Source organism: Streptomyces sp. NPDC020996 (assembly GCF_040641355.1).
Taxonomy (GTDB): domain Bacteria; phylum Actinomycetota; class Actinomycetes; order Streptomycetales; family Streptomycetaceae; genus Streptomyces.
This window is the reverse complement of record NZ_JBFADM010000036.1, coordinates 41,126-68,084: the sequence shown is the minus strand read 5'-3', so window position 1 is coordinate 68,084 and position 26,959 is coordinate 41,126. Positions and strand designations below refer to the sequence as shown.

Below are 26,959 nucleotides of genomic sequence, written 5' to 3'. Positions count from 1 at the left end.
GCGGGTCCGTCCCCATGGCGCGGAGCTTCAGGCCGGCCTCACCGCACCGACACGGCCCGCACGTACTCGGCCGCGGGTGCCGTTCAGTTGCGGCCTGTGCGGCGCAGGTGGTGTTTTACGGCGCGTTGGGCCACGGGGCCTAGTTCCTCCAAGGCCGCTACGAGGGAGCCCAGTTGGTCCAGTGCGTCGAGCGCTGCGGTCGCGCCGGGCAGGTCCACGCCTTCGTACAGCTCGATGCCGACGAAGGACGCCGCCACGGCGCGGGCCAGGCCCGCGGGGTCGGTGAACTCGGCGAAGGGGGTGCCCGCGAGGACCCGGGTGAGGACCTGTTCGATCTCGGTGATCCACAGGTCCAGGCCGGCTGCCGTGGCGGGGCCGAGGGTGGCGTGGGTCTGGGCGCCTGCCAGCAGTTGGCCCAGGAGCGCCACATGGCCGCCGGCGCGTTCCTCCTCGTGCATCCGCCGTCCCACGGCGAGGAGTTCGGACAGCGAGGTGACCGAGGAGAGGCGGGCGCGGTAGCGGGACACGGAGCGCTCCGCCCCGTAGCGGCAGGCCGCGGCGAGGAGTTCGTCCACCGAGCCGAAGTGGTAGAAGACCAGCGCCTGGTTGACCCCGGCCGCCGTCGCGATCGTACGGGCCGACGTCTTGGCGATGCCCTGCTCGGTCAGCGTGCGCAGCGCGCCCTCGAGGAGTCTGGTCTTCGTCTCGTGCGACTTGGCCGTCTCGGCGCTCACGCGCGCCGCTCCTCGCGGACCGGGCGCAGGTCGGGGCGTGGGCGGACCGGGGTGTAGGTGGCGGTGAAGGAGCCCTCGTAGCCGAACAGCGGGCCGAAGTGGCGGTTGACCACGCGGACGCTGATGCGGAAGCGGGCGGCGGCGGCGTCGTAGGACTCGCGGACCTCGGCGGTCGCGCCGAGCAGTTCGGGGACGCGCACGTCCACCGGGCCCTCGCGGAACCGGTGCTCGCCGGAGCGGATGAGGAGCGAGCCGTCCGGCTCGGCGCGGAGGTGGAGGTCGCTGGCGAGGTGCTGGTGGGTGCCCAGGTAGTCGAGGATGCGGTCGCCCTTGGGGCTCAGCACCATCTGGGCGTCGAAGCGGTGGGGACGGCCCAGGTCGAAGGTGCGCACGAAGGTCACCGTCTCACGGCCGTAGCGGTCGGTGTACGGAACGTTCTCGATCACGAACGGCACCCGGCGGCCCGTACGGGGGACCAGGATGTTGCGGGTGGCGCCCAGGGCCAGGAACGGCTTCACGAACGCCCCTCCGTGCCAGACGCGGTCCATCACGCCCCGGCCGGTGCACGCCTCGCCGCTCGCCAGGCCGACGGAGAAGCGGCGCCGCAACTGGGGGTGGAGGCGGTCGAAGTCGGAGCCCATGGCGGTGCGGAAGATCGATGTGGTCACCGGTGGTCCTCCAGGGTGCGCAGCAGTCGGGGGGCGCGCGTGTGTGTGGGTGGCGTGCGCAGGCAGCGGCGGGCGGCCGGTGTCGTGGGCAGCGGTGGTGCGAAGAGGGCCAGGGAGAGGGCCACCAGCGACAGCACGGGGGTCGTGAAGGAGAGCAGGGGGGACAGGGGGCCGGCGGGGGGCAGGAGGTGGCCGTAGCCGAAGAGGGTGAGGGAGAGGGCGGCCGTGAGAGCGCGGACGAGGAGTTCGGCCAGCCAGTTGGCGCGGGCTCGCTCGGGGGTGATGCCCCGCTCCAGCCACAGGCGCAGCCGGTCGAAGGACCAGGCCGTCGCCCAGCCCATGAGCGGGCGCAGCAGCAGCCGGTCGGCGAGGGCGCCGAGGACGCCCCAGCGGGGGCGGTAGTCGTAGCCGGTGAGGAAGCGGACGCCGTCGCCGTCGGGGATGTAGCGCCAGTAGCCGCTGCCCTCGGCGAGGAGGGAGAGGGGGTGCGGGGAGGCGAAGCGGAGGGCGGAGGTGCGGGTGCCGTCCGGGCGCCGGCGCTCGCCCGCCGAGACTCCGGTGCCGGCGATCTTCAGGAAGGGCAGCACCCGCGTGGCGTAACGGAAGCGCTGCGGCTCGCCCTCCGCGGAAGGGAGGAGGGTGATCTCGGTGAAGCGCAGGTCCCAGCGCCGGTGCTGGGCCGGGTCCTGGGTGCGCGTCCAGAGATCGTCGAGATCGGCGCGGATCCGCGCCTCTATGTAGAGCCCCATGGTGTACGTCCGTCCCCCGGTCGGCCTTGAGTTTGAGCGACTGCTCAAGTTACAGGGTTTTGAGCGGTCGCTCAAAGAGGTGGGACGAGAAAACCCCGGCTCGGGCGAGCCGGGGTTGCTCCTACTGGGCGAGGTGGCGTTCCACCGTCTCCACCTTGGAGGTCAGGCCGTCGGTCACGCCGGGGCGGATGTCCGCCTTCAGGACCAGGGAGACGCGCGGCGCCCGCGCCTCGACCGCGGCGACGGCTCGCCTGACGACGTCCATGACCTCGTCCCACTCGCCCTCGACCGAGGTGAACATGGCGTCCGTGCGGTTGGGCAGGCCCGACTCGCGGACCACGCGGACGGCGTCGGCGACGTACTCCCCCACGTCCTCGCCGACGCCCAGCGGCGTCACGGAGAAGGCGACGATCATGCGTTCACGACCCCTTCCTTGCGGGCGCGGGAGGCGATGACCGCGTCCTCGGCCGCCCGCTTGAGCTTGCGCTCGGCGAAGAAGCCGCCGGTCGGCAGGACGGAGAGGACGAAGTAGAGGGCCGCGGTCCTGAGGTCCCACTTGGCGCGGTTCCAGGCGTCCGCCCAGAAGACCACGTAGAGGACGAACAGGACGCCGTGCACCATGCCCATCACCGGCACCGCGTTGAAGTCCGTGGTCCGCTTCAGGACCGAGCAGACCAGCAGGAGGAGGAAGGAGACCGCCTCGGGGGCGGAGACGAGGCGGAGGCGGCGGAGGGCGGTGGCGGTCTTGAGGTCCACGGGTCACCTTCGGGGGGTCGGTCGGAGTGAGGTTTGTGAACGCAAGCACAAACGCTCCGCCATTGTGGCAAACGACGGGGCGAACGGCGGTCGGGGGGTCGGCCGGCGGGGTCACTGAGGGTTTCTTCAGGGACTTTCTCCCCCTGTGGGCTCTGTGCGGCGGGGGCGGGCGGCGGCTACCGTCGCTGCGTGGCGATGTTCCGACTTCAAGGCAGCAAGGTGCTGGCCGTCGACATGACCGGAGATGCCGTCAAGGCGAAGAACGGCTCCATGGTCGCGTACGACGGGCAGATGGCCTTCAAGAAGATGAGCGGCGGCGGTGAGGGCATCCGGGGCATGGTGACCCGGCGGCTCACCGGCGAGCAGATGACGTTGATGGAGGTGAAGGGGCACGGGACCTGCTGGTTCGCCGACCGGGCGAGCGAGATCAACCTGGTCGCGCTCCAGGGGGACAAGCTGTACGTGGAGTCGAGCAACCTGCTCGCCACCGACGCCGGGCTGCGCACCGGGACGACCTTCACGGGGCTGCGCGGGGCCACCCAGGGCAACGGGCTGTTCACGACGACGATCGAGGGGCACGGGCAGGCGGCGATCATGTCGGACGGTCCGGCGGTCGTGCTGCGGGTCAGCGCGCAGTACCCGCTGAACGTCGACCCCGGCGCCTACATCGCGCACCAGGGCAACCTGCGGCAGTCGTTCCAGTCCGGTGTGACGTTCCGCACCCTCCTGGGCGAGGGCGGCGGCGAGGCCTTCCAGATCCGGTTCGAGGGGGACGGCCTGGTGTACGTGCAGCCGAGCGAGCGGAACACGATCGCGGGTGATGTGTGACATGGCTCTGCGTGAGATCAACTCCAAGATGATCGAGGCGACCGTCATGCCGGGCCAGCGGCTGTTCAGCCAGCGCGGCGCCATGCTCGCCTACAAGGGCGACGTGTCGTTCACGCCCAATATGCAGGGCGGCCAGGGCGGGCTGATGTCCATGATCGGGCGGCGGGTCGCGGGTGAGGCCACCCCGCTGATGACGGTGGAGGGCAGCGGCACCGTGTTCTTCGGTCACGGCGGCCACCACGTCCAGGTCATCACCCTCGCCGGCGACACGCTGTACGTGGAGGCGGACCGTCTGCTCGCCTTCGAGGGCACGCTCGAGCAGGGCACGATGTTCATGGGTTCGCAGGGCGGCGTGATGGGCATGGTGCGCGGCCAGGTCACCGGCCAGGGCCTGTTCACCACCACCCTGAAGGGGCACGGCGCGGTGGCCGTGATGGCCCACGGGGGTGTGTTCGAGGTCCCCATCACCCCGCAGCGGCCGGTCCACGTCGACCCGCAGGCGTACGTCGCCCACCACGGCGACGTGCGCAACAGCCTGTCCACGGCGCTGGGCTGGCGGGACATGGTGGGCCGCGGCTCCGGCGAGGCCTTCCAGCTGGAGCTGAGCGGCAACGGTTCGGTGTACGTGCAGGCCTCGGAGGAGAAGCTGTGACGACCTACCCGGGGGCCGGTCCCACGGTCCACGACCCGATGACCCTGCCGGTCGACGACAACGTGAACAGTTACACCTTCTGCGTGGAGCTCAAGGGGAGCCAGTGGTTCCTGCAGAAGGGGAAGATGATCGCCTACTACGGGTCGATCGAGTTCGACGGCATCGGACACGGCCGGCTCGACCGGCTCGTCCGTACCGCGTTCCATTCGCCTTTGCACGCCGCCGACTGGGTCGTGGCGCAGGGCTCGGGCAAGATGCTCCTCGCCGACCGGGCCTTCGACGTCAATTCCTATGACCTCGAGGACGGCAATCTGACCATTCGCTCGGGCAACCTGCTCGCTTTTCAGCCAAGCCTGTCACTCAAGCAGTCGATCGTGCCCGGGTTCCTGACCCTCATCGGAACCGGAAAGTTCGTGGCCGCTTCCAACGGCCCGGTGGTGTTCATGGAACCCCCGATCCGGGTGGACCCGCAGGCGCTCGTCGGGTGGGCCGACTGCCCCTCTCCGTGCCACCACTACGACCATGGGTACATGACCGGCGTGATGGGCGGTCTACGTGCACTGACGGGGCTCGGCGGGGCCTCCGGGGAGGAGCACCAGTTCGAGTTCGTGGGGGCCGGCACGGTGCTGCTGCAGTCCACCGAGACCCTCATGGCCGAGCAGCCCACGGGGACGACCCCCCAGCAGGCCGGAGTGCCCGGCGGCGGGGGGCTCTTCACAGGCTCCCCACAGCAGGGCGGCACACCGCGCCTTCCCGGACAGCTGGGCGACCTCCAGCGCCGCTTCGGGCTGTGAGCGGTAGTCTGCGGAGTGTGACATCGAACGCGTGCGCACAGTCACACCACCCCTCACTAGTTCGCCTTTCAACCTTTTAGGTAGACTTCATTCATGGAGACCGAGACGGCCACGCGCTGGCTGACCGATGCGGAGCAGTGCGCCTGGCGCACCCACCTGGAGGTCAACAGGCTGTTGACGTACCAGCTCGAAAAGGACCTGCAGCCGTTCGGCCTGACAATGAACGACTACGAGATCCTCGTGAACCTCTCCGAGTCGGAGGACGTACGGATGCGGATGAGCGACCTCGCGTCCGCCACCCTCCAGTCCAAGAGCCGCCTCTCCCACCAGATCACGCGGATGGAGAACGCGGACCTGGTCCGGCGTGAGAACTGCGAGTCCGACCGCCGCGGGCTCTACGCCGTCCTCACCGAGCACGGCATGGAAACCATGCAGAAGGTGGCGCCCCACCATGTGGCGTCCGTGCGAAGGCACTTCATCGACCTGCTGTCCCCCGAGGCCCTGACGGAACTCGACAAGGCCCTGAAGCCGATCGCGGAGCACCTGCGCGGTCAGCGGGGACGCCCCTAGCCGGCGGGCGGGGGCACGGCCCCGATCCGCTGACAGACCTCGCCGAACAGATCGCCCTGTACCAGGAGTTCTTCGAGTTGGGCTGAGGCCGCCCGGGCAGATGGGCACCCGGTCACCGCGCAGTGGCCGGGCGTGGCCGCGCCCTGCCTACTGTCCTGGACATGCGGGGCCGGGTCGGCCCACGGCCAGGGGCCGTCTCCCGTGGGAGACGGCCCTGGTCGTGTGTGCGGGGGCGGGTCAGGGGGTGAGGGTCTCGCGGCCGCCGTGCCGGGCCGCCGACTTGATGGCGTCGAGCAGCCGGTGGGTGCGCACCCCGGTGGTGAAGTCGGGCCCGAACTCGGCGCCCGTGCGGATCGCCCGCGCCAGGTCCGTGTACACCTGGGCGACATTGCTCACCGGGGACGGCGGCCCCGGCAGCAGCGGCCGGTAGGCGTCCGGCACCGGGATCTCCACCGCGGGTGAGCCGTTCGCCGTGGCGTGGGTCAGCGTGAACTGCGGGCCGACCAGGGAGTCGTCCGAGGAGACCAGCACCAGGCGCCCGCTCCGGCCGTGCACCTCGATGCGGAAGCCGTCACCGCGTGGGCCGCCGGTCATGAAGTGAGCCGACGCGGCCGCCCCCGAGCGGAGCAGGCCGCCGACCACGATCTGGTCCGGGGACGTCACCTCGATCCGCTCCCCCGTCTCCTGCATCGTCACCCGGTCGATCCGGGTGGTGAGCGTCGCGGACAGCTCGGCGAACTCCCCGACGGCGTACTGGAACATGTCCAGCGAGTGCCCGCCGACCACCGCCACGTGGTTGACGCCCTTCGTCTCGTCGAACAGGGCCGCGTACCGCGTGGACCACACCTCCGGCGTGCTCAGCGAGTACAGCAGCGACGCCGACAACACCTCGCCGATCAGGCCCTCCCGCAACAGGTCCCGCAGCAGGCGCACCGCCGGGTGATGCCGGCTCTGCAGCCCCACCGCGTGCCGCACCCCGGCGGCCCGCGCCTTCACCTCGAAACGCTCGGCGGTCGCCGCGTCCAGGGCCAGCGGCCATTCGCTGTAGACGTGCCGGCCCGCGTCGACGGCCGCCTCCACCAGGCCGTCGCGCTGCGGCAGTTGTACGGCGATCGTGACCAGGTCGACGTCCGGGTCGGCCATGAGGGCGCGGGCGTCGTCGTACGCCCGGCCGGCGCCCCAGACCGCGGCCGCGGCGCGTGCCGACTCGGGGCTCGTGCCGGCGACGGCGACGATCTCGAAGTCGTCTTCGAGCGCCGACAGCGCCGGCAGGTGGATGCCACGGCCCCACCCCCGTTCGGCGTGTGCGCCGACGACTCCCACTCGGATCCTGTCCGCCACGGTGAAACCTCTTTCGATTGCGCTGGAGTTCGGGGTTGGGGGTTGGGGTCGGGGCGCGCTGCGACTGGCCGGCGTCGCGTCAGATGTGGGCGTTCACGGCCGGGGTGTCGGCCGCGGCCTGCGTCTCCGCGGAGGTGGCCTCCTTGGCGTCCCTGAGCACCAGGAAGGTCACGCACCAGGCCAGGAACACGAAGCCGGCGGCGAACACGAAGGCCAGGCTGTAGCCGTCGCGCAGCGCCCGCAGCTGCGACCGGCCCTGGTCCCTCAGGGTGTTGCTGTGCGAGGTGGCGAGCGTCGCCAGGACCGCCAGACCCACCGCCGCGCCCGCCTGCTGCGCCGTGTTGTTCAGCCCGGAGGCCAGGCCCGCGTCCTCGGGGGCCGCGCCCGACATGGCCCGCATGATGACCGACGGCACGGTCAGGCCCATGCCGAAGCCCTGGATGACGAGGGTGGGAGCCACGTCCACCCAGTAGTCGCCGTCGACGGGCGCCCTGCTGAGCAGCAGCAGCCCGCCGCCGAGGAGCAGCAGACCGGTCAGCAGCACCCGCCGGGTGCCGAAGCGCCCGGTGAGCTTCGCCGTGCAGAACAGCGACATGGTGCCGATCACCAGCGGCGCCGGCAGGAACGCCAGCCCGGTCTGCATCGAGTCGAAGCCCAGCACCCGCTGCAGGTAGAGCGCGTTGAGGAACTGGAAGCCGAAGCCGGCCGCGAACACCAGGATCACGGCGAGGTTGGCGCCCACGATCTCCCGGCTGCGGAAGATGCGCAGCGCCAGCAGCGGACGCCGGGCTGTGGCCTGCCGCCATACGAAGGCGCCGAGCAGCAGGACCGCCACCGCCCCGTAGAGCGCCAGTTCACCCGTGCTGAACCGGTTCTCGGAGATCTGCGAGATGGTGAAGACGCCCAGCGACAGTCCGACCGTCACCAGGACCGCGCCGATCGCGTCGGCGCCCGCGCCGAGGCCGAGCCCCGGCTGGGCGGCCGGCTGGCGCAGGCCGAGCACCAGGGCGACCACGCCGATGGGCAGGTTGATCAGGAACACCCAGTGCCAGCCGAGGGCGTCGGTGATGACCCCGCCCGCGATCAGGCCGACCGAGGCGCCGCCCGCCGAGACGAAGCTGTAGACGCCCATGGCCTTGGCCTGCTCGCCCGGCTCCGGGTACAGGCCGACGATCATGCCGAGCACCACCGCGGAGGCCAGCGCGGCGCCCACGCCCTGCAGGAAGCGGCCCGCGATGAGCAGCTCCGAGGTGTTCGCGATGCCGCACAGCAGGGAGGCGACGGTGAACGTCGTCAGGCCGCTGAGGAAGACCTTCTTCGGGCCGATCAGGTCGCCGAGCCGGCCGGACAGCAGCAGCAGTCCGGCGAAGGCGATGAGGTAGGAGTTCACCACCCAGGACAGGCCGCTCTGGGAGAAGCCGAGCCCGCTCTGGATGGTCGGAAGGGCGACCGTGACGATCGTCCCGTCAAGGATGATCATGAGCTGCATCGCGCAGAGGATGCTGAGCGCGAGGCCGCGCGAGCGGCCCGTTGTTGTCCGGGGGGTCATCACTCACTTCTTTCGTCGTCACATCGTGGTCGTGGCTCGGAGTCCGGCGCTCACCGCCGACGCGTTCGCTCGCGCCCGCGCGTGGATCAACTACGCCACGCGCACGGCCACCTTCCGGCAACCGTGCGGTAATCGAGCAGGTCACAGCGGCTGTACCGGCACCCCATACGGGTGCCGGCACGGGGTGCGGGGCATCCCGCAGAGCGTCGAGGAGGGCACCGGCCGCCTTGGCTCCGTCGGCCGTCCGGAAGGCATGGGTGCCGGGTCGTACGTCGGACCGAGCGCGAGGGGTGGGCGGTGGAGACGGTGACCGCGGGGGCGTCCGCGGTCACCGCGGCCGTGGCGTCCCTGGCCGAACCGGTCCGCCCCGAGGTCATCACCGCCGGCGGCTTCGCGGCCGGCCTGCCCGACTACGTCGCCCAGGTCCCGACTACGTCGCCCAGGTGACGAACCACGTCAGCGCCCTGCAACGCACCACAGGCCCGTCCGCCGCATTCCGCGCCACCATCCGGGCGCTCGCTCCTCCCTGGAGGGCGCGGTCCTCCTGGCCCGCGGAACGCACCGGGGCCGTGACCGCCCGGAGCCGCGTGAAGCCCACGGACAGGCGACGGGCGCAAGCCCCTCACGTTCCGGGGCCACCCGACGTAACTACGGATGCCTGCGGCTGTGCTGCATCGTGCGGGTGCGGCGGGCGTAGCCGACGCAGTGCTCGCAGCGGCCCACGCCTGCCGGACGCCGGGCCGTGTGCTGCCAGTACGGCCTGGACTCGGGGGTCAGCGCCGGGTCCTGGTTGAGGATGGCCAGTTCCAGGGACCGCAGCTCGTGCCCCGGGTCGAGTCCGAAGTTGTCCAGCAGCGCGGTCCGGGTGCGCTGGTAGGCGGCGAGCGCGTCGTGCTGTCGGCCGGAGCGGTAGAGGGCCACCATCAGCAGCCCGCACAGCCGCTCGCCGGTGGGCTCCGCGGCTGCCATCTCCTCGAGCGTGCCGAGGATGTCGTGGCTCTGCCCGCGTCTGAGCAGCTCCTGCGCGTAGTCCTCGAAGACGCTCATCCGCAGTCCGGTGACCGCTTTGAGCTCCGGCCAGGCGATGCCGGACTCGACGAGGTCGGCGAGGGCCGGCCCGCGCCACAGCGAGAGCGCCGAGCGCAGCATGGCGACTCCCGACTCCCGGTGACCCGCCGCGAGTGCGGCGCGGCCGAGGTCCACCTGGCGGCGGAAGTGCCACAGGTCCAGGTGGCCGTCGGCGACGCTGAGGCGGTAGCCGGGTGCGATGGTCGTCAGCCGCACGGACCCGTCGGGCCGCGCGTGCCGTTCGATGATCCTGCGCAGCCCGGAAACGGCGTTGTGCACCATCTTCCGGGACGTCGCGGGATTGTCGTACCCCCACAGGGCGTGAATCAGTTTGCTCGTCGGTACGACCTCGTTCGCGTGCAGGAGGAGAAAACCGGTGATGGCCCGCTGATTGAATCCGCCGAGTTCCACAGGTCTTCCGTCGGCGACCGCTCCTAAAGGGCCGAGCAGGTTGAATCGCATGGAAGAGCCACCCCCGGTCGGCGCGGCAGCCGGAGCTGCATCCAGCATGACGCCCACAGTAAAAAACCATCCGACCTGTTTGTCAAGGTCGGCACACATCTTGCAGTGACACCCAGAGCCGAGAGAAACAGCAGCTCACAGGTGGTTTCATGCAATGCCTGACAGTCGGATGATCCACGCATCCCACTCACCCCGACGCACGGAACGTTCATTCCGCTCCCCGACGAGTGAAGCGTTCGCGCGAAAAGTACCAGTTAGTTGGTTTTTTGCGAGGAGGGCAGGCAAACTGATGGCGAGAGCGGGTCGCGACCTGCCAGAAGGAGGACGACGCGACCACGGCTCCGGTTACTCAGCGAAGGGGTTGGACGCATGGCCAGGCAGGAACGCGCGGAGGTCACCCGGGCCGCCATCCTGGAGGGCGCGGCACGCGTCTTCGACGCGGAGGGATACCACGGCACCACCCTCGGCGACATCGTCAGGGAATCCGGGGTGACGAAGGGTGCCCTCTACTTCCACTTCTCCTCGAAGGAGGAGCTGGCGCAGAACCTGATCGACGAGCAGTTCTCCGCGCTGGCCCCCATGGAGAACCTCGACAACCCCGGCCTGCAGTCAGCCATCGACATCCTCCACCACATGGCGCGGCTGCTGGTGGAGAACGTCCGGGTGCGGGCCGGGATCCGGCTCGTGACCGACCAGAGCTCCAAGACCAGCATCGTCAGCGAGCCGTACACGAAGTGGATGGAGATCTTCCGCAAGTGTCTGACCGAGGCTCAGCACCGCGGGGACGTCAAGGCCGATCTCGACTGCGAGCGGGTGGCCGCGCTGATCGTCGGCTCCTGGACCGGAGTGCAGCTCAGCTCCCAAGTGCTGTGCGGCCGAAAGGACCTGTCCGAGCGGACGACCCTGATGTGGGAGGTGCTGCTGCCCGGCATCGTGCCACCGCGCAGGCTGGCCCGCTTCCACCCGGAAGGCAGCGCCCAGATCGCCGAACGCCCCCTGGGCGCCGCGGGACAGAGGCCGGCACCGGACTCCCCGTGATCCTGCCGGGCAGGGTCTTCGGCACCCCCGTGCGGAGGCCGCCGGCCGCGGGGAAGGGGACGAGCGCCCCGAGCGAGACGATCCGCGCATCCGTGTTCTGCTGCGCCGCCGCCCTGTCCGGCACGCGGCGCGCCGGGGCAGCGGAACACGCCGGTCGGCGCACCGGCGGGAAAGCCGGTGCGCCGGCGGGCGGACGGAGCCGGCGCGGTCACGCCTGGGTCAGGCCCGCCACCAGTTCGTCGGCCGCCCGGTAGGGGTCGAGTTCGCCCGCCGTGATCCGCTCCGCGAGCGCGCTCAGCCGGCGGTCGCCGTGCAGATCGCCGATACGCTCCCGCAAAGCCGTCACCGCGATCGTCTCGACCTCGCGGGCGGCGCGGGCGCGCCGGCGCTCGGCCAGCACGCCCCGCTCCTCCATCCACGCCCGGTGCTTCTCCAGGGCCTCGACGACCTCGTCGACGCCCTCGGCGCGGGCGGCGACCGTCTTGACGATGGGCGGACGCCAGTCACCGGGGGCGCGGGACTCGCCGAGGCCGAGCATGTGGTTCAGCTCGCGGGCGGTGGCGTCCGCGCCGTCCCGGTCGGCCTTGTTGACGACGTACACGTCGCCGATCTCGAGGATGCCGGCCTTAGCCGCCTGGATGCCGTCGCCCATGCCGGGGGCCAGCAGGACGACGGAGGTGTCGGCCTGGGAGGCGATCTCGACCTCCGACTGGCCTACGCCGACCGTCTCCACGAGGATCACGTCGCAGCCCGCCGCGTCCAGCACGCGGATGGCCTGCGGCGCGGCCCAGGCGAGGCCGCCCAGGTGGCCGCGGGTGGCCATCGAGCGGATGTAGACGCCGGGGTCGGAGGCGTGCTCCGACATGCGCACCCGGTCGCCGAGCAGCGCGCCGCCGGAGAACGGCGAGGACGGGTCGACGGCCAGGACGCCGACCCGCTTGCCCTGCTTGCGGTACGCCGTCACCAGCGCCGAGGTGGAGGTCGACTTGCCGACACCGGGCGAGCCGGTGAGACCGACGACGTAGGCGTTGCCGGTCAGCGGGGCCAGGGCCGCCATGACCTCCCTGAGCTGTGGGGACGCCCCCTCCACCAGGGAGATCAGCCGGGCCACGGCCCGGGGCCGGCCTTCCCTGGCCTGGGCGACCAGTGAGGAGACGTCCTGCATCACAGCTCCGTTCACTTCAGAGTCGTACCGTCGTACTGGGACAGGGTCAGGCCTTGGGCACCCGGACGATCAGGGCGTCGCCCTGACCCCCGCCGCCGCACAGCGCGGCCGCGCCGACGCCGCCGCCCCGGCGCTTGAGCTCCAGGGCCAGGTGCAGCACGAGCCGGGCGCCGGACATGCCGATCGGGTGACCGAGGGCGATGGCGCCGCCGTTGACGTTCACCTTTTCCGTGGACACGCCGAGGTCCTTCATTGACTGGACCGCGACCGCCGCGAAGGCCTCGTTGATCTCGATCAGGTCGAGGTCCTCGACGCTCAGGCCCTCCTTCTTCAGGGCGTGCAGGATGGCGTTGGACGGCTGCGACTGCAAAGAGTTGTCCGGGCCGGCCACGTTGCCGTGGGCGCCGATCTCCGCGATCCACTCCAGGCCGAGCTCCTGGGCCTTGGCCTTGCTCATCACGACCACGGCCGCCGCGCCGTCCGAGATCTGCGAGGAGGTGCCGGCCGTGATGGTGCCGTCCTTGGTGAACGCCGGGCGCAGCTTGCCCAGCGACTCGACTGTGGTGTCGCCGCGGATGCCCTCGTCCTGGCTGAAGACGACCGGCTCGCCCTTGCGCTGCGGGATCTCGACCGGGGTGATCTCGGCCTCGAAGACGCCGTTCTTCTGGGCGGCGGCGGCGCGCTGGTGGGACAGGGCGGCGATCTCGTCCTGCTCGGGGCGCTTGATGCCGAGGCGCGTGTTGTGCTTCTCCGTGGACTCGCCCATGGCGATGCCCTCGAAGGAGTCCGTCAGGCCGTCGTAAGCCATGGCGTCGAGCATCTCGATCGCCCCGTACTTGTAGCCCTCACGGGACTTCGGCAGCAGGTGCGGGGCGTTGGTCATGGACTCCTGGCCGCCCGCGACGACGATGTCGAACTCACCCGCGCGGATCAGCTGGTCGGCCAGCGCGATGGCGTCGAGACCGGACAGGCACACCTTGTTGATGGTGAGCGCCGGGACGCTCATCGGGATGCCGGCCTTGACCGCGGCCTGACGCGCCGGGATCTGCCCCGCGCCGGCCTGCAGCACCTGGCCCATGATCACGTACTGCACCTGGTCGCCACCGATCCCCGCACGGTCGAGGGCGGCCTTGATCGCGAAGCCGCCGAGGTCGGCTCCGGAGAAGGACTTCAGCGAGCCCAGCAACCGGCCCATGGGCGTCCGGGCGCCCGCGACGATCACTGAGGTGTTCGTTCCAGAAGACATGAGCTGTGATTCCCCTTACCGGCTGCACTGCCGAGGAGTGAACGAGGGTTTACTTCGAATGTACTGAGGTGCGGTCCGTCACGTCATCGGGCCGTCGGTGTGATCGCGCGCACGTTGCGTAACCATCCCAGTCGCGCTGCACTGAAAACATGCTGACGCGAATCGACCACATCGGGATCGCCTGCCACGACCTCGACGCCACCGTCGAGTTCTACCGGGCCACGTACGGCTTCGAGGTCTTCCACTCCGAGGTCAACGAGGAGCAGGGCGTCCGCGAGGCCATGCTCAAGATCAACGACACCTCCGACGGCGGAGCCTCCTACCTCCAGCTGCTGGAACCGACCAGGGAGGACTCCACCGTCGCGAAGTGGCTCGCCAAGAACGGCGAGGGGGTGCACCACATCGCCTTCGGCACCGCGGACGTCGACGCGGACGCCGCGGACATCAAGGACAAGGGCGTACGCGTCCTGTACGAAGAGCCCCGGCGCGGCTCCATGGGGTCACGGATCACCTTCCTGCACCCCAAGGATTGCCACGGCGTACTCACAGAACTGGTCACTTCGGCGCCTGTTGAGTCACCTGAGCACTGACCCTCGTACATATGGGCCGGTAGGGTTGGGGGCGGCCGCCGCTCCGCGAGGGCGGCCGCATGCCGGGGTCCGGGTTTCGGGGGGCGAGCGTCGGGGCAACAGCCCCTGCTCCGCCGTCGATCTGACACCATTCCCCGGGGGCCCCGTCCGGCGGATGGACGGAGCTCGTTTGGAGAAACCTGCGACCAGGGGACGGATGGGACCGCGCAGTGCGGGGCTACGAGAGCCAGGAGCGAGAGCCGGCGGCTGACGTCGACCACCTCACTCGGTTCGAAGCCGAGATGAAACGGCTGAAGACCGAGCGGGAAAAGGCGATCCAGCACGCCGAGGACCTCGGCTACCAGGTCGAGGTGCTGCGCGCCAAGCTGCACGAGGCGCGGCGCACCATCATGTCCCGGCCCGCCTTCGACGGCGGCGACCTCGGGTACCAGGCCGAGCAGTTGCTGCGCAACGCGCAGGTGCAGGCCGACCAGCTGCGCATGGAGGCCGAGCGCGAGCTGAGCCAGGCCCGGGCGCAGACGCAGCGCATCCTCCAGGAGCACGCCGAGCAGGCCGCCCGGCTGCAGGCGGAGCTGCACCAGGAGGCCGTCACCCGGCGCCAGCAGCTCGACCAGGAGCTGGCCGAGCGCCGCCAGACCGTCGAGTCGCACGTCAACGAGAACGTGGCGTGGGCGGAGCAGTTGCGCGCCCGCACCGAGTCGCAGGCGCGCCGGCTGCTCGACGAGTCGCGCGCCGAGGCAGAGCAGGCCATGGCGGCGGCCCGCGCCGAGGCCGAGCGGCTGACCAGCGAGGCCCGGCAGCGGCTGCAGAGCGAGGCCGAGGCGGCCCGCGCGGAGGCCGAGCAGATCCTGCGCCGGGCGCGCGCGGACGCCGAACGGCTGCTGAACGCCGCCTCCACCCAGGCCCAGGAGGCCACCGACCACGCCGAGCAGCTGCGCAGCTCCACGCTCTCGGAGTCGGACGCCGCCCGCCGCCAGGCCCAGGAGCTGAGCCGGGCCGCCGAGCAGCGCATGGCCCAGGCCGAGGAGGCGCTGCGCAAGGCGCAGGCCGAGGCCGAGAAGACGGTCGCCGAGGCGAAGGAGGCCGCCGCCAAGGCCCTGACGAGTGCCGAGGCGGCGAACGAGACCCGCACCCGCACCGCGAAGGAGCAGGTCGCCCGGCTGGTCCAGGAGGCCACCAAGGAGGCCGAGTCCACCAGGGCGGAGGCCGAGCAGATCGTCGCCGACGCGCGCGCGGCGGCGGAGAAGCTCCTCGCCGAGGCCGCCGAGAAGGCCCGGACGATCACCGCCGAGGAGAGCGCGACCGCGCTGTCCAAGGCCGCCAAGACCGCCGAGGACGTCCTCAACAAGGCGCAGGCGGACGCCCGTAACACCACCAAGGCCGCCGCCGAGGAGGCCGAGCGGATCCGCCGGGAGGCGGAGGCCGAGGCGGACCGGCTGCGCGCCGAGGCGCACGACATCGCCGAGCAGCTCAAGGGCGCGGCGAAGGACGACACCAAGGAGTACCGCGCCAAGACGGTCGAGCTGCAGGAGGAGGCCCGCCGGCTGCGCGGCGAGGCCGAGCAGCTGCGCGCCGACGCGGTCGCCGAGGGCGAGAAGATCCGCGCGGAGGCCCGCAAGGAGGCCGTCCAGCAGATCGAGGAGGCGGCCAAGACCGCCGAGGAGCTGCTGGCCAAGGCCAAGGCGGACGCGGACGAGCTGCGGCAGACCGCGACGGCCGACAGCGAGAAGGTCCGCACCGAGGCCATCGAGCGGGCCACCACGCTGCGCCGGCAGGCCGAGGAGACCCTGCAGCGCACCCGCCAGGAAGCGGAGCGGCACCGCGAGGAGGTCGTCGAGCAGGCGGAGGGCATCCGGGCCGACGCCGAGCGGGCCGCCCGCGAGCTGCGCGAGGAGACCGAGCGGACCGTCCAGGCGCGGCGCGCGGAGGCCGCCGACGAGGTGGCGCGGCTGCACGCGGAGGCCGAGGAGCGCCTCGCCGCCGCCGAGCAGTCGCTGGCCGACGCCCGCGACGAGGCCACCCGTATCCGGCGGGAGGCCGCCGAGGAGACCGAACGGCTGCGCGCCGAGGCCGCCGAGCGGATCCGCACGCTGCGGCAGCAGGCCGAGGCGGAGGCCGAGCGGCTGCGCACCGAGGCCGCGTCCGACGCGGCCGCGTTCCGGGCCGAGGGCGAGGCCGTCGCCGTACGCCTGCGGTCGGAGGCCGCGGCCGAGGCCGAGCGGCTGAAGTCCGAGGCGCAGGACAGCGCCGACCGGGTCCGGGCGGAGGCGCAGGCCGCCGCCGAGCGGCTCGGCGCGGAGGCGTCCGAGACGCTGGCCGCCGCCCAGGAGGAGGCCGCCCGGCGCCGCCGCGAGGCCGAGGAACTCCTCGGCGCCGCCCGCCAGGAGGCCGGCCAGGAGCGTGAGCGGGCCCGCGAGCAGAGCGAGGAGCTGCTGGCGTCGGCGCGCAAGCGCGTCGAGGACGCGCAGGCGGAGGCGGTGCGCCTGGTCGAGGAGGCCGACCGGCGCGCCACCGAGATGGTGTCGGCGGCCGAGCTGCACGCCCAGCAGGTACGCGACTCCGTGGCGGGGCTGCACGAGCAGGCCCAGGAGGAGATCGCCGGGCTGCGCAGCGCCGCCGAGCACGCGGCGGACCGCACCCGGCGCGAGGCGGAGGAGGAGGCGGACCGGGTCCGCGGCGACGCCTACGCCGAGCGGGAGCGGGCCACCGAGGACGCCAACCGCATCCGGCGCCAGGCGAGCGAGGAGACCGAGGCCGCCAAGGCGCTGGCCGAGCGCACCGTGTCGGACGCGATCGCGGAGGCGGACCGGCTGCGGTCGGACGCGGCCGAGCACGCCCAGCGGGCGCGCACGGAGGCTTCGGACAAGATCGCCGAGGCCGACCAGGCGGCCGCCCGCACCCGCGCGGACGCCCGCGAGGACGCCAACCGCATCCGGTCGGACGCGGCGACGCAGGCCGACACCCTCATCACCGAGGCCCGCAACGAGGCCGAGCGGCTCACCACCGAGACGATCGCCGAGACCGACCGGCTGCGGTCGGAGACGATCGCCGAGACCGACCGGCTGCGGTCGGAGACGTCCGCCGAGGCGGAGCGGGTGCGGGCCGAGGCGGTCGCGCAGGCGGACAAGCTGATCGCGGACGCCACCGGCGACGCGGAGCGGCTGCGTGCCGAGGCCGCGGAGACGGTCGGGGCGGCGCAGGCGCACGCCGAGCGGATCCGCGAGGACTCCCGGCGGGTCAAGGCCCAGGCGCTGGCGGAGGCCGAACGGGTCACCGCGGCCGCGCGCGAGGAGGCCGAGCGGACCCTGGACGAGGCCCGCAAGGAGGCCAACAAGCGGCGCCAGGAGGCGGCCGAGCAGGTCGACACGCTCATCTCGGAGACCGCGGCCGAGGCCGACAAGCTGCTCACCGAGGCGCAGACGCAGGCGCACAAGACCACCGCGGACGCCGAGGCGCAGGCCGACACCATGGTGGGCGCGGCCCGCAAGGAGGCCGACCGGCTGGTGTCGGAGGCAACGGTCGAGGGCAACTCGCTGGTCGAGAGGGCCCGTGCGGACGCGGACGAACTGCTCGTCGGCGCCCGCCGGGACGCCACGGCGATCAGGGAGCGGGCGGAGGAGCTGCGCGACCGCCTCACCGGCGAGATCGAGGAACTGCACGAGCGGGCCCGGCGCGAGGTCGCCGAGACGATGAAGTCGACGGGCGACCGCTGCGACGCGCTCATCAAGGCCGCCGAGGAGCAGCTGGCCAAGGCGCAGGCGAAGGCCAAGGAGCTGGTCTCGGAGGCCAACTCCGAGGCGGGCAAGGTCCGTATCGCCGCCGTGAAGAAGGCCGAGGGGCTGCTGAAGGAGGCCGAGCAGAAGAAGGCCACCCTCATCAGGGAGGCCGAGGAGCTCAAGGCCGAGGCGATCCGCGAGGCCCGGCGCACGGTCGAGGAGGGCAAGCGCGAGCTGGAGGTCCTGGTGCGCCGACGCGAGGACATCAACGCCGAGATCTCGCGGGTCCAGGACGTCCTGGAGGCCCTGGAGTCCTTCGAGGCCCCGTCGGCCGGCAAGGACAACGGGGTCAAGGCGGGCGCCGTCGTGGGCGCCCCCCGTTCGGGCGGCAAGGGGTCGGACGGCTGAGGCGTGTGGGGCTGACCGGGTGTCGGGCGATCGGGTGTGACAGTGCGAGGCGTCGGGTGGCAGGGGAAGCCGGTCCGTTGCGGTATGTTCTGCGGCATTTGGCCGGGTCTCCCGCAAGCGGTCCGGCGGTTAGCCACTCAAAAGGGGTGTCATTTTCCAGATCAAACGCGCATCCGCTCGATGACACGCCGCTACGGCCCCTAGGATTCCCCCTATCACCTCACCGGTCTCATTCGACAGGAACCCCATGAGCGACACTTCCCCCTACGGCTTCGAGCTTGTGCGGCGTGGGTACGACCGCGCTCAGGTGGACGAACGAATCTCCAAGCTCGTCTCCGACCGTGACAGCGCTCTCGCCCGCATCACCGCTCTGGAAAAGCGCATCGAGGAGCTCCACCTCGAGACGCAGAACGCGCAGGCCCAGGTAAGCGACGCCGAGCCGTCGTACGCCGGTCTCGGCGCGCGCGTGGAGAAGATCCTCCGCCTCGCCGAGGAAGAGGCCAAGGATCTGCGCGAGGAGGCCCGGCGGGCGGCCGAGCAGCACCGCGAGCTCGCGGAGTCCGCGGCCCAGCAGGTCCGCAACGACGCGGAGTCCTTCGCGGCGGAGCGCAAGGCCAAGGCCGAGGACGAGGGCGTCCGGATCGTCGAGAAGGCCAAGAGTGACGCCTCGCAGCTGCGCGCCGAGGCCCAGAAGGACGCGCAGTCCAAGCGCGAGGAGGCCGACGCCCTCTTCGAGGAGACCCGCGCCAAGGCCGCGCAGGCCGCCGCCGACTTCGAGACGAACCTCGCCAAGCGCCGCGAGCAGTCCGAGCGCGACCTGGCGTCGCGTCAGCAGAAGGCCGAGAAGCGCCTCGCCGAGATCGAGCACCGCGCCGAGCAGCTCCGCCTGGAGGCGGAGAAGCTGCGCACGGACGCCGAGCGCCGCGCCCGCCAGACGGTGGAGACCGCCCAGCGCCAGGCCGAGGACATCGTGGCCGACGCCAACGCCAAGGCCGACCGGATCCGTTCGGAATCCGAGCGCGAGCTGGCCGCCCTCACCAACCGCCGCGACAGCATCAACGCCCAGCTGACGAACGTCCGCGAGATGCTCGCGACGCTCACGGGCGCCGCGGTGGCCGCCGCCGGCACGCCGGCCACGGACGACGAGCCGATCTCCCGCGGGGTTCCGGCGCAGCAGTCCCGGTAATCCCTGACGGCAGCACAGGCCCGCATCCCCGCCACGGGGGTGCGGGCCTCGTCGTGCACCGGGCGTGCCCCGTCGTGCGGCGGGCCCGGCGCGACCACCCGTGCGGCGGGCCCGGCGCGACCACCCGTACGGCGGGCCGGCGGGACCGCTCGGGGGACGGGCCGGCGGGACCGCTCGGGGGACGGGCCGGCTCGGAGAGCGGAACGGCTCGGGTGGCAGGCCCGGAAGGGCCGTCTTAGCGTGGCCGCATGATCGAGCTCGAGGACCTGACGAAGCGGTACGGCGAGACGGTGGCGGTCGACCACCTCACCTTCACCGTCAGACCGGGGCTCGTCACCGGCTTCCTCGGGCCCAACGGCGCCGGCAAGTCGACGACCATGCGGATGATGCTCGGCCTGGACCGGCCCACCGCCGGGGACGTGCGCATCGACGGCAGGCACTACGACCGGCTGAAGGACCCGCTGAAGTACATCGGCGCCCTGCTCGACGCCAAGGCCGTGCACGGCGGGCGCAGCGCCTTCAACCACCTGCTGTGCCTCGCGCAGAGCAACGGCATCCCCCGGCGGCGGGTGGCCGAGGTGCTCGACACCGTCGGCCTCACCGCGGTCGCGCGGAAGAAGGCCAAGGGGTTCTCGCTCGGCATGGGGCAGCGGCTGGGCATCGCGGGCGCGCTGCTCGGCGACCCGCGGATCCTGATGTTCGACGAGCCGGTCAACGGCCTCGACCCCGAGGGCATCCACTGGATCCGCACGCTGATGAAATCGCTGGCCGCGCAGGGCCGCACGGTGTTCGTCTCCAGCCACCTGATGAGCGAGATGGCGCTGACCGCCGACCACCTCGTCGTCATCGGGCAGGGACGGCTGCTCGCCGACACCTCCATGGCCGACTTCATCGACCGCAACTCGCGTTCGTACGTCCGGGTCCGCTCCCCGCAGCGCGAGCGGCTGCTCGACATGCTGCACGACGCCGGGATCACCGCCGTCGAGGCCGCGGGCGGGGCGCTGGAGATCGACGGCGGCAAGGCCGAGCAGATCGGCGAACTGGCGGCACGGCACGAGATCACGCTGCACGAACTGAGCCCCCGGCAGGCCTCCCTGGAGGAGGCGTTCATGCGGCTGACCGCGGAGTCGGTCGAGTACCACGCACACACCGGTCCCGAGCCCGCGCCGCAGCCGGGGACGCCCCCCGCCGCGGCCTGGGGGCGGGGCGACGACTGGAGGAGGAGCCGGGCATGACCGCGACCCAGGTCATCCGGTCCGAGTGGACCAAGATCCGGTCGGTGGCGTCCACGGTGTGGACGCTGTCCCTGGCCGTGGTCGTCACGATCGCCCTCGGCATGCTGATCTCCGCCCTGTCGGACAAGGGGTTCGACTCGATGAGCGAGCGGGACCGGCTTAGCTTCGACCCGACCTACATCAGCTTCGCCGGCATGAGCCTCGGACAGCTCGCGATGATCGTGTTCGGTGTGCTGGTCGTCTCCAACGAGTACAGCACCGGCATGATCCGCACCTCGCTGGCCGCCGTGCCGCAGCGCGGCACCTTCCTGTTCAGCAAGCTGGCCGTCGCCACCGGCCTCGCGCTGGCCGTTTCCATGGTCACCAGCTTCGCCGCCTTCTTCCTCGGCCAGGCGATGCTCGGCTCGCGCCAGGTGTCGATCGGCGACCCGCACGTGCTGCGCGCGGTGGTCGGCGGCGGCCTCTACATGACCCTCATCACGGTGTTCTCGATGGGCGTCGCCACGATGCTGCGCTCGCCGATGCTGTCGCTGGGCATCCTGATGCCGTTCTTCTTCCTGATCTCCAACATCCTGGGGAACGTCGACGCGACGAAGAAGGTCGGCCGCTACCTGCCCGACCAGGCCGGCAGCCGGATCATGCGGGTGGTCACGCCGGTCGCCGACGACACCCCGTACGGGCCCTGGGGCGGCCTCGCCATCATGGTGCTGTGGACGGCCGCCGCACTGGCGGGCGGCTACGCACTGCTCAGGAGACGGGACGCGTGACTTTACCCGCCCTTGGGCGGAACCGTCAGCGGCTCGATATCCTCCTAACTCTTACGGGGGGCACGTGCCCCGCTGTCCTGAACCTTTCGATGGGTGCGGAGCATGATCGAGGCAGTCGGCCTGACCAAGCGCTACGGCGACAAGACCGCTGTGTACAACCTCTCGTTCCAGGTGCGACCCGGTGCCGTCACCGGCTTCCTGGGGCCCAACGGCTCCGGCAAGTCGACCACGATGCGGATGATCCTGGGCCTGGACAACCCCACGGCGGGGCGGGTGACGATCGGCGGCTACCCGTACCGCAAGCTGCCCAACGCCCCCCGCCAGGTGGGCGCGCTGCTCGACGCGAAGGCCGTGCACGGCGGCCGGTCGGCGCGCAGTCATCTGCTGAGCCTGGCCCAGCTGTCCGGCATCCCGGCCCGGCGGGTGGACGAGGTGCTGGGCGTGGTCGGCCTGCAGGACGTGGCCCGGAGACGGTCCAAGGGCTTCTCCCTCGGCATGGGCCAGCGGCTCGGCATCGCCGCCGCCCTGCTCGGCGACCCCCAGGTGCTGCTGTTCGACGAACCGGTCAACGGCCTCGACCCCGAGGGCATCCTCTGGGTGCGCAACCTGATGAAGGCGCTCGCGGCGGAGGGCCGTACGGTCTTCGTCTCCTCCCATCTGATGAGCGAGATGGCGCTGACGGCCGACCACCTCATCGTCATCGGCCGCGGGCAGCTGCTCGCCGACATGGGCGTGCAGGACTTCATCGCGGCGAACTCCGCCGGTTTCGCGCGGGTGCGCACCCCCGACACCGAGCCGCAGCTGCGCGAGAAGCTGACCTCCGCGCTCACCGAGGCGGGCGGGCACGTGCTGCCCGAGCAGGACGGCGCGCTGCGCGTGACGGGGCTGCCGCTGCCCCGCATCAGCGACATCGCGCACGACACCGACGTGCGCCTGTGGGAGCTGTCGCCGCATCAGGCCTCGCTGGAGGAGGCGTACATGCGGATGACGCAGGCGGCCGTCGACTACCGCTCGACGACCGATCAGCGGGAGGGGCTGATGCAGCCCCTCCCGCCGGGCGTGCAGCCGCCGGTGCCGGTGCCCGGCCAGGGCCAGCCCGGCTGGTACGCCCCGCCGCCGCCCCAGCAGGGCGGCCAGCCGTTCGCACCGCCGCAGGGCGCGCCGGGCCCGTACGGCGCCGGGCAGCCGGCCTCCGGGCCGTACGGCGCTCCCGGAGCGCCGGGAGCGCCGTACGCGGGTCAGCCGAACCCGTACGCGCAGCCGGCGCAGCAGAGCCCGCAGGCACCCGCACAGCCGCCCGCGCAGGCCGCGCAGCCGGCCCCCGCGGCCCAGGCGCCGGAACCGCCCGCCGCGCCCGCGGCCGCGCCCGCCGAGGCGAGCCCCGCGCCCGCCGCGCCCGCGGCCGCCCCCGCCCCCGCTCCCGCTCCCGCCCCCGACCTGACCAAGCCCGAGCCCAAGCCCGAGCCCGAGCCCGAGGACGCCCGATGAGCACGCCCCAGCCCCCGACGCCGCAGGCCGCCGCTCCCCACTGGCAGGCGGCGCCCGCGCCCGGTTCGCCATACCCCGGCTACACCTCGCCGATCCCGGTCGTGCGCGCGCACCTCGGGCACGCGGTCGCCTCGGAGTGGACGAAGATCCGGTCCGTGCGCTCGACGATGTGGACGCTGGGCGTGTTCGTGCTGCTCGTCGTCGGCATCGGGCTGCTGACCGCGGCGCTGGTGTCCGCCAACGCCTCGGGGGGCGAACTGGCCGGGGAGAACCCGCTGTCGTTCGGCGTCTTCGGGCTGCTGCTGGGCAGCATGTGCATCATGACGCTCGGCGTGCTCACCACGGCCTCGGAGTACGGCACGGGCATGATCCGGACGACGATGACCGCGTGCCCGTCGCGGACGCGGGTGCTGGCGGCGAAGTCGATCGTGTTTTTCGCGGTCGCGTTCACCGTCACGCTCGCCTCGGTGCTCCTGGTCGCCCTGGCGGACGTCGCGCTGCTGGACGGCGCCCGGGAACCGACCCAGGCGGAGTGGCTCAAGGCCACCCTCGGCATCTCGCTCTACATCGCCCTGCTCGGCCTGCTGTCGCTCGTCGTCGGCTCGATCATCCGGCACTCGGCCGGCGCGATCACCATCATGATCGGCCTGGTGCTGGCGCCACTGGTGATCGCCCTGTTCATGTTCTCGCAGAGCCTGGAGGGCCTGCGCCAGGCGCTGTTCGAGTACTCGATCCCGAGCCAGATGAGCGTCTTCTACTCGACCTCCCTCAGCGACTCCGGACCGTCCGGCTGGGACCCGCTGTGGATCGCCGTCGGCGTGACCGCCGTCGCGTACGGCGGCGCGGTGGCGCTGTTGCAGCAGCGGGACGTGTGAGGACGTACCCGAGGCACGCGAGAGCCTGGGACTGCCCAGGACCCTAGAAGCGGGGCGCGTTGCGGGACCGCTGCACCCGGGTGGTGCGGCGGTCCTTCGCGTTCCAGCAGGCCTTGTGCCAGTGCCGCCGGTCGTCGACGCCCGCGTGCTCCGGCCAGGCCACCACGTGCGGGACGCCGGAGGGGATCATCTGGTCGCAGCCGGGGCAGCGGTACGTCTTGCCCTGCGCGCTCGCGCCCGCCACATGGCGCACGCTCCAGGCCTCGCCCTGCCAGCTCTCGCTGGACTGCCAGCCGCCGTAGCGGGACCGGTCGTCCTCGGCGCTGGGGCCGGACGAGCCGGTTCCCTTGGGTCGGTTGCGACGCGGGGACACAGAACACCTCACCGGGCTGCGGGAAACAGGGCTCGTGTCCAGCGTACGCGGGCCGGACGGGGGTACGCGGAGGGCGCCGGTCCCCGCAAGTCCCCCGCCACGGTCGCCGATTTCTGCAGACAATCCGCAAATCTCCTCGCCAGGCCGTGTCCTCGGCACGTGTCACACGGTTATGCCGGGTGGGGGAGCTCCGCGTCGGAGCCAAGGAAGCAGGAAAAGCACATGCACGTCGGAAGTTTCGTGTTGGCGGCCCAGTTCCCGGGGCAGGGCCATGGGGAGGCGCTGCACCGCGCGGTCCGCTCGGCCGAGGTCGCGGAGGAGGCGGGGCTGGACTCGGTCTGGCTGGCCGAGCACCACTTCGTCCCGTACGGCACCTGTCCGTCCGCGATCACCCTGGCGGCGCTGCTGCTCGGCCGCACCAGCCGCATCCGGGTGGGCACGGCGGTCAGCGTGCTGCCCACCGCCCACCCGGTGGCCCTCGGCGAGCAGGCGGTGCTGCTGCACCTCACCTCCGGCGGGCGGTTCTCGCTCGGCGTGGGGCGCGGCGGCCCGTGGGTCGACCTCGAGGTGTTCGGCTCGGGTGTCGCGGCGTACGAGGAGGGGTTTCCGGAATCACTCGATCTGCTGATGCGGTGGCTGCGCGAACCGTCGGTCGCGGCCACCGGGAAGCGCTACAGCTTCCGTGAAGTGCCCGTCGTGCCGCGGCCGTCGGAGTCCCTGACGGACGCTCCGGGACCCGAGGTCGTCGTCGCGTGCACCTCGCCGTCGAGCGTGCGGCTGGCCGCCCGGCGCGGGCTGCCGATGCTGCTCGGCATGCACGTCGGGGACGAGGAGAAGGCCGAGATGATCGCCCTGTGGCGGCAACAGGCGTGCGCCGCCGGGCACCCGGCGGAGGCGGTCCACCGCGCCGGGCACGTCTCGGCCGGCGTCTGCCAGATCGCCGACCGGCGCACGGACGCGGTGGAGGCGCTGGTGAAGGCGATGCCGGGATGGCTCAGGCAGGGGCTGGAGGCCCATGTGACGGTGGACGGCCGCGCCCGCCGGATGCGGGACCCGGTGGCGTACACCGAACTGCTCTGCGGGCTGCACCCGGTGGGCACCCCGCGGCTGTGCGCCGACCGGCTCGCCGCCACCAGCGAGCGGACCGGCATCTCCCGCTTCGCGCTGCTCGTCGAAGGCTCGGGGGACCTCGCGGCCACCGAGGAGAACGTGCGGCGGCTCGGCGCCGAGGTAATTCCCCATCTCGGCTGAACTGGACTGTCCGCCACGGAGCTTGCCGCCCCGGTACTGAATGCACCTCCCGCGTACGGAGCGGCAAGCCGACGGCGTGCTGCCGGTCAGCAGTCCCGGAGCTCCGGAGACTGGTTGAGCAGCTGACTGCGCACCGAGGTGAAGCGGGCCAGCGTCTCGTCCACAGAGGCGTCCAGCGGGAACACCGCGACCCGGTGGCAGTTCTGGAAGGCCAGCCGCACACCGAAGTGCCGCTGCAGCGCACCGCGTATCGCGTCACTCGCGAGCGCACGCAGCAGCTGACCGCGCGCCTGCTCGTCCGGCGGAGGCGTCTGGTTGTCGGCGAACGGTCCGCCGTCGACCTTCAGCTGGGCCACCAGGGAGCTGATCATCTCCCACGCGTAGGGCAGGGAGGTCCGGACGCAGTCGACGAAGGCGGCTTCGTCGACCTCGCCTCGCTCGGCCTGTTCGAGTAGGGCCGGTGAGACGTCGAGCGACATGGGTTCTCCTCTCGCACCCCCGAAGAGCAGGGGTTGCCGGACAGGTAAGGGAGCTCGCGCCGTCAACACGCTGCGTACACACATCGCGACCTCCCGTTCACTACCGTAGGCAACCGACGGTGACCGCACCAGGAGAACGCGTACATAGCCGGGCCCGGTTGGGCACACAATCGGCCACAATCGAACAGCTCAATTACGGGACAACCAGGGCGGCCGGCGGGCCCCCGCCGCGGGCGGCGGGCGGAGACGGGCAGGGGAGATCGCGCGCACCGCCGCGCGTCGAGTAGCGTTGCCGACCATGCGTCTCGTCATTGCCCGATGCTCCGTCGACTACGCGGGCCGGCTCACCGCCCACCTCCCCTCGGCACCCCGCCTGATCCTGGTGAAGGCGGACGGCAGCGTCTCCATCCACGCGGACGACCGCGCCTACAAGCCCCTCAACTGGATGTCCCCGCCGTGCACGCTGAAGGAGGGCACGGGCGAGGACGACGGCGTCTGGACCGTGATCAACAAGGCGGGCGAAAAACTGATCATCACGATGGAGGAGATCCTCCACGATTCGTCGCACGAACTCGGTGTGGATCCCGGACTGATCAAGGACGGCGTGGAAGCGCACCTCCAGGAACTGCTCGCCGACCGCATAGAGACGCTCGGCGACGGTTACACGCTCATCCGCCGCGAGTACATGACGGCCATCGGACCGGTGGACATCCTGTGCCGGGACGCCGAGGGGCAGACCGTCGCGGTCGAGATCAAGCGGCGCGGCGAGATCGACGGCGTGGAGCAGCTCACCCGCTACCTGGAGCTGCTGAACCGGGATCCCCATCTCGCCCCGGTGCGCGGCATCTTCGCGGCCCAGGAGATCAAGCCGCAGGCCCGCGTGCTGGCGACCGACCGCGGGATCGGCTGCCAGGTGCTGGACTACGACGCCCTGCGCGGCATCGAGGACGACAAGCTGCGGCTGTTCTGAG

27 protein-coding genes are annotated in these 26,959 nt (G+C 71.8%); 15 read left to right on the top strand and 12 right to left on the bottom strand.

The window, feature by feature from the left end; translation table 11 throughout:
- Positions 1-83: 83 nt before the first annotated feature.
- The 5 genes from AB0G63_RS23745 to AB0G63_RS23725 all read right to left on the bottom strand — a co-directional run bounded on the left by AB0G63_RS23745 (position 84) and on the right by AB0G63_RS23725 (position 2,907).
- Positions 84-734 carry a TetR/AcrR family transcriptional regulator gene (locus tag AB0G63_RS23745; RefSeq protein WP_360753577.1) on the bottom strand — a complete coding sequence of 217 codons (651 nt, stop codon included), beginning with the start codon at positions 732-734 and terminating at the stop codon, positions 84-86.
- Positions 731-1,375 carry a DUF4166 domain-containing protein gene (locus AB0G63_RS23740; RefSeq protein WP_360753628.1) on the bottom strand — a complete coding sequence of 215 codons (645 nt, stop codon included), beginning with the start codon at positions 1,373-1,375 and terminating at the stop codon, positions 731-733. The genes AB0G63_RS23745 and AB0G63_RS23740 overlap by 4 nt, the downstream gene beginning before the upstream one ends.
- A gap of 23 nt (positions 1,376-1,398) precedes the next feature.
- Positions 1,399-2,151 carry a hypothetical protein gene (locus tag AB0G63_RS23735; protein ID WP_360753575.1) on the bottom strand — a complete coding sequence of 251 codons (753 nt, stop codon included), beginning with the start codon at positions 2,149-2,151 and terminating at the stop codon, positions 1,399-1,401.
- A gap of 121 nt (positions 2,152-2,272) precedes the next feature.
- On the bottom strand, positions 2,273-2,566 hold the full coding sequence (locus tag AB0G63_RS23730) for an MTH1187 family thiamine-binding protein (protein ID WP_189701513.1): 294 nt from the start codon (positions 2,564-2,566) through the stop codon (positions 2,273-2,275).
- Entirely contained in the window at positions 2,563-2,907 is a 345-nt protein-coding gene (locus AB0G63_RS23725) for a DUF3817 domain-containing protein (protein ID WP_360753572.1), read from the bottom strand. Before AB0G63_RS23725 ends, AB0G63_RS23730 begins: the two co-directional genes overlap by 4 nt.
- A 195-nt stretch (positions 2,908-3,102) precedes the next feature.
- On the opposite strand from AB0G63_RS23725, the gene AB0G63_RS23720 reads away from it, so the two are divergent.
- The 4 genes from AB0G63_RS23720 (at position 3,103) to AB0G63_RS23705 (ending at position 5,751) form a co-directional block, all read left to right on the top strand.
- Positions 3,103-3,735: an AIM24 family protein gene (locus AB0G63_RS23720; protein ID WP_324784785.1), complete on the top strand. Its 633-nt coding sequence runs from the start codon at positions 3,103-3,105 to the stop codon at positions 3,733-3,735.
- 1 nt (position 3,736) lies between these two features.
- On the top strand, positions 3,737-4,387 hold the full coding sequence (locus tag AB0G63_RS23715) for an AIM24 family protein (protein WP_360753570.1): 651 nt from the start codon (positions 3,737-3,739) through the stop codon (positions 4,385-4,387).
- Positions 4,384-5,181: an AIM24 family protein gene (locus AB0G63_RS23710; protein ID WP_360753567.1), complete on the top strand. Its 798-nt coding sequence runs from the start codon at positions 4,384-4,386 to the stop codon at positions 5,179-5,181. Before AB0G63_RS23715 ends, AB0G63_RS23710 begins: the two co-directional genes overlap by 4 nt.
- A gap of 93 nt (positions 5,182-5,274) precedes the next feature.
- Positions 5,275-5,751, top strand: coding sequence for a MarR family transcriptional regulator (locus AB0G63_RS23705; protein ID WP_360753564.1), 477 nt, complete (start codon positions 5,275-5,277; stop codon positions 5,749-5,751).
- A 237-nt stretch (positions 5,752-5,988) separates the two neighbouring features.
- Here the strand turns inward: AB0G63_RS23705 and AB0G63_RS23700 are convergent, their stop codons facing one another.
- Together AB0G63_RS23700 and AB0G63_RS23695 are read right to left on the bottom strand one after the other, a co-directional pair.
- Positions 5,989-7,092 carry a Gfo/Idh/MocA family oxidoreductase gene (locus AB0G63_RS23700; protein ID WP_360753561.1) on the bottom strand — a complete coding sequence of 368 codons (1,104 nt, stop codon included), beginning with the start codon at positions 7,090-7,092 and terminating at the stop codon, positions 5,989-5,991.
- Between the two features lie 79 nt (positions 7,093-7,171).
- Positions 7,172-8,581 carry a DHA2 family efflux MFS transporter permease subunit gene (locus tag AB0G63_RS23695; RefSeq protein ID WP_360753559.1) on the bottom strand — a complete coding sequence of 470 codons (1,410 nt, stop codon included), beginning with the start codon at positions 8,579-8,581 and terminating at the stop codon, positions 7,172-7,174.
- A 357-nt stretch (positions 8,582-8,938) separates the two neighbouring features.
- On the opposite strand from AB0G63_RS23695, the gene AB0G63_RS23690 reads away from it, so the two are divergent.
- Positions 8,939-9,088: a hypothetical protein gene (locus AB0G63_RS23690; RefSeq protein ID WP_360753556.1), complete on the top strand. Its 150-nt coding sequence runs from the start codon at positions 8,939-8,941 to the stop codon at positions 9,086-9,088.
- 201 nt (positions 9,089-9,289) lie between these two features.
- Here the strand turns inward: AB0G63_RS23690 and AB0G63_RS23685 are convergent, their stop codons facing one another.
- Positions 9,290-10,171 (bottom strand): AfsR/SARP family transcriptional regulator, encoded by an 882-nt coding sequence (locus tag AB0G63_RS23685; RefSeq protein ID WP_360753553.1) that lies wholly within the window; start codon positions 10,169-10,171, stop codon positions 9,290-9,292.
- Positions 10,172-10,540: 369 nt separating this feature from the next.
- On the opposite strand from AB0G63_RS23685, the gene AB0G63_RS23680 reads away from it, so the two are divergent.
- A complete protein-coding gene (locus AB0G63_RS23680; RefSeq protein WP_360753550.1) occupies positions 10,541-11,209 on the top strand; it encodes a ScbR family autoregulator-binding transcription factor in 669 nt (222 codons plus the stop codon).
- Positions 11,210-11,417: 208 nt separating this feature from the next.
- Here the strand turns inward: AB0G63_RS23680 and meaB are convergent, their stop codons facing one another.
- Positions 11,418-12,374 (bottom strand): methylmalonyl Co-A mutase-associated GTPase MeaB, encoded by a 957-nt coding sequence (meaB, locus tag AB0G63_RS23675; protein ID WP_360753625.1) that lies wholly within the window; start codon positions 12,372-12,374, stop codon positions 11,418-11,420.
- A gap of 46 nt (positions 12,375-12,420) precedes the next feature.
- On the bottom strand, positions 12,421-13,620 hold the full coding sequence (locus AB0G63_RS23670) for an acetyl-CoA C-acetyltransferase (RefSeq protein WP_360753548.1): 1,200 nt from the start codon (positions 13,618-13,620) through the stop codon (positions 12,421-12,423).
- Positions 13,621-13,769: 149 nt separating this feature from the next.
- On the opposite strand from AB0G63_RS23670, the gene mce reads away from it, so the two are divergent.
- The 7 genes from mce (at position 13,770) to AB0G63_RS23635 (ending at position 23,885) form a co-directional block, all read left to right on the top strand.
- Positions 13,770-14,210, top strand: coding sequence for a methylmalonyl-CoA epimerase (gene mce, locus AB0G63_RS23665; RefSeq protein WP_360753545.1), 441 nt, complete (start codon positions 13,770-13,772; stop codon positions 14,208-14,210).
- A 209-nt stretch (positions 14,211-14,419) separates the two neighbouring features.
- Complete coding sequence (gene scy, locus AB0G63_RS23660) at positions 14,420-18,334, top strand: polarized growth protein Scy (protein WP_360753543.1); 3,915 nt, start codon at positions 14,420-14,422, stop codon at positions 18,332-18,334.
- Between the two features lie 247 nt (positions 18,335-18,581).
- A complete protein-coding gene (locus AB0G63_RS23655) occupies positions 18,582-19,520 on the top strand; it encodes a cellulose-binding protein (protein WP_360753541.1) in 939 nt (312 codons plus the stop codon).
- 248 nt (positions 19,521-19,768) lie between these two features.
- Positions 19,769-20,755, top strand: a complete 987-nt coding sequence (locus AB0G63_RS23650; RefSeq protein ID WP_360753538.1) for an ATP-binding cassette domain-containing protein — start codon at positions 19,769-19,771, stop codon at positions 20,753-20,755.
- Positions 20,752-21,522, top strand: coding sequence for an ABC transporter permease (locus AB0G63_RS23645; RefSeq protein ID WP_360753535.1), 771 nt, complete (start codon positions 20,752-20,754; stop codon positions 21,520-21,522). The genes AB0G63_RS23650 and AB0G63_RS23645 overlap by 4 nt, the downstream gene beginning before the upstream one ends.
- A gap of 102 nt (positions 21,523-21,624) precedes the next feature.
- Positions 21,625-23,010 carry an ABC transporter ATP-binding protein gene (locus tag AB0G63_RS23640; protein ID WP_360753532.1) on the top strand — a complete coding sequence of 462 codons (1,386 nt, stop codon included), beginning with the start codon at positions 21,625-21,627 and terminating at the stop codon, positions 23,008-23,010.
- Entirely contained in the window at positions 23,007-23,885 is an 879-nt protein-coding gene (locus tag AB0G63_RS23635) for an ABC transporter permease (RefSeq protein WP_360753530.1), read from the top strand. Before AB0G63_RS23640 ends, AB0G63_RS23635 begins: the two co-directional genes overlap by 4 nt.
- A 43-nt stretch (positions 23,886-23,928) precedes the next feature.
- On the opposite strand, the gene AB0G63_RS23630 is transcribed toward AB0G63_RS23635, so the two are convergent.
- Positions 23,929-24,258, bottom strand: coding sequence for an ATP/GTP-binding protein (locus AB0G63_RS23630; RefSeq protein WP_360753528.1), 330 nt, complete (start codon positions 24,256-24,258; stop codon positions 23,929-23,931).
- A gap of 222 nt (positions 24,259-24,480) precedes the next feature.
- On the opposite strand from AB0G63_RS23630, the gene AB0G63_RS23625 reads away from it, so the two are divergent.
- Positions 24,481-25,509: an LLM class flavin-dependent oxidoreductase gene (locus tag AB0G63_RS23625; RefSeq protein WP_360753525.1), complete on the top strand. Its 1,029-nt coding sequence runs from the start codon at positions 24,481-24,483 to the stop codon at positions 25,507-25,509.
- 86 nt (positions 25,510-25,595) lie between these two features.
- On the opposite strand, the gene AB0G63_RS23620 is transcribed toward AB0G63_RS23625, so the two are convergent.
- A complete protein-coding gene (locus tag AB0G63_RS23620; RefSeq protein WP_030656147.1) occupies positions 25,596-25,988 on the bottom strand; it encodes an SCO5389 family protein in 393 nt (130 codons plus the stop codon).
- Between the two features lie 298 nt (positions 25,989-26,286).
- Here AB0G63_RS23620 and nucS point away from each other — a divergent pair, with 298 nt between their 5' ends.
- Positions 26,287-26,958, top strand: coding sequence for an endonuclease NucS (gene nucS, locus AB0G63_RS23615; RefSeq protein ID WP_351898933.1), 672 nt, complete (start codon positions 26,287-26,289; stop codon positions 26,956-26,958).
- Position 26,959 lies beyond the last annotated feature (1 nt).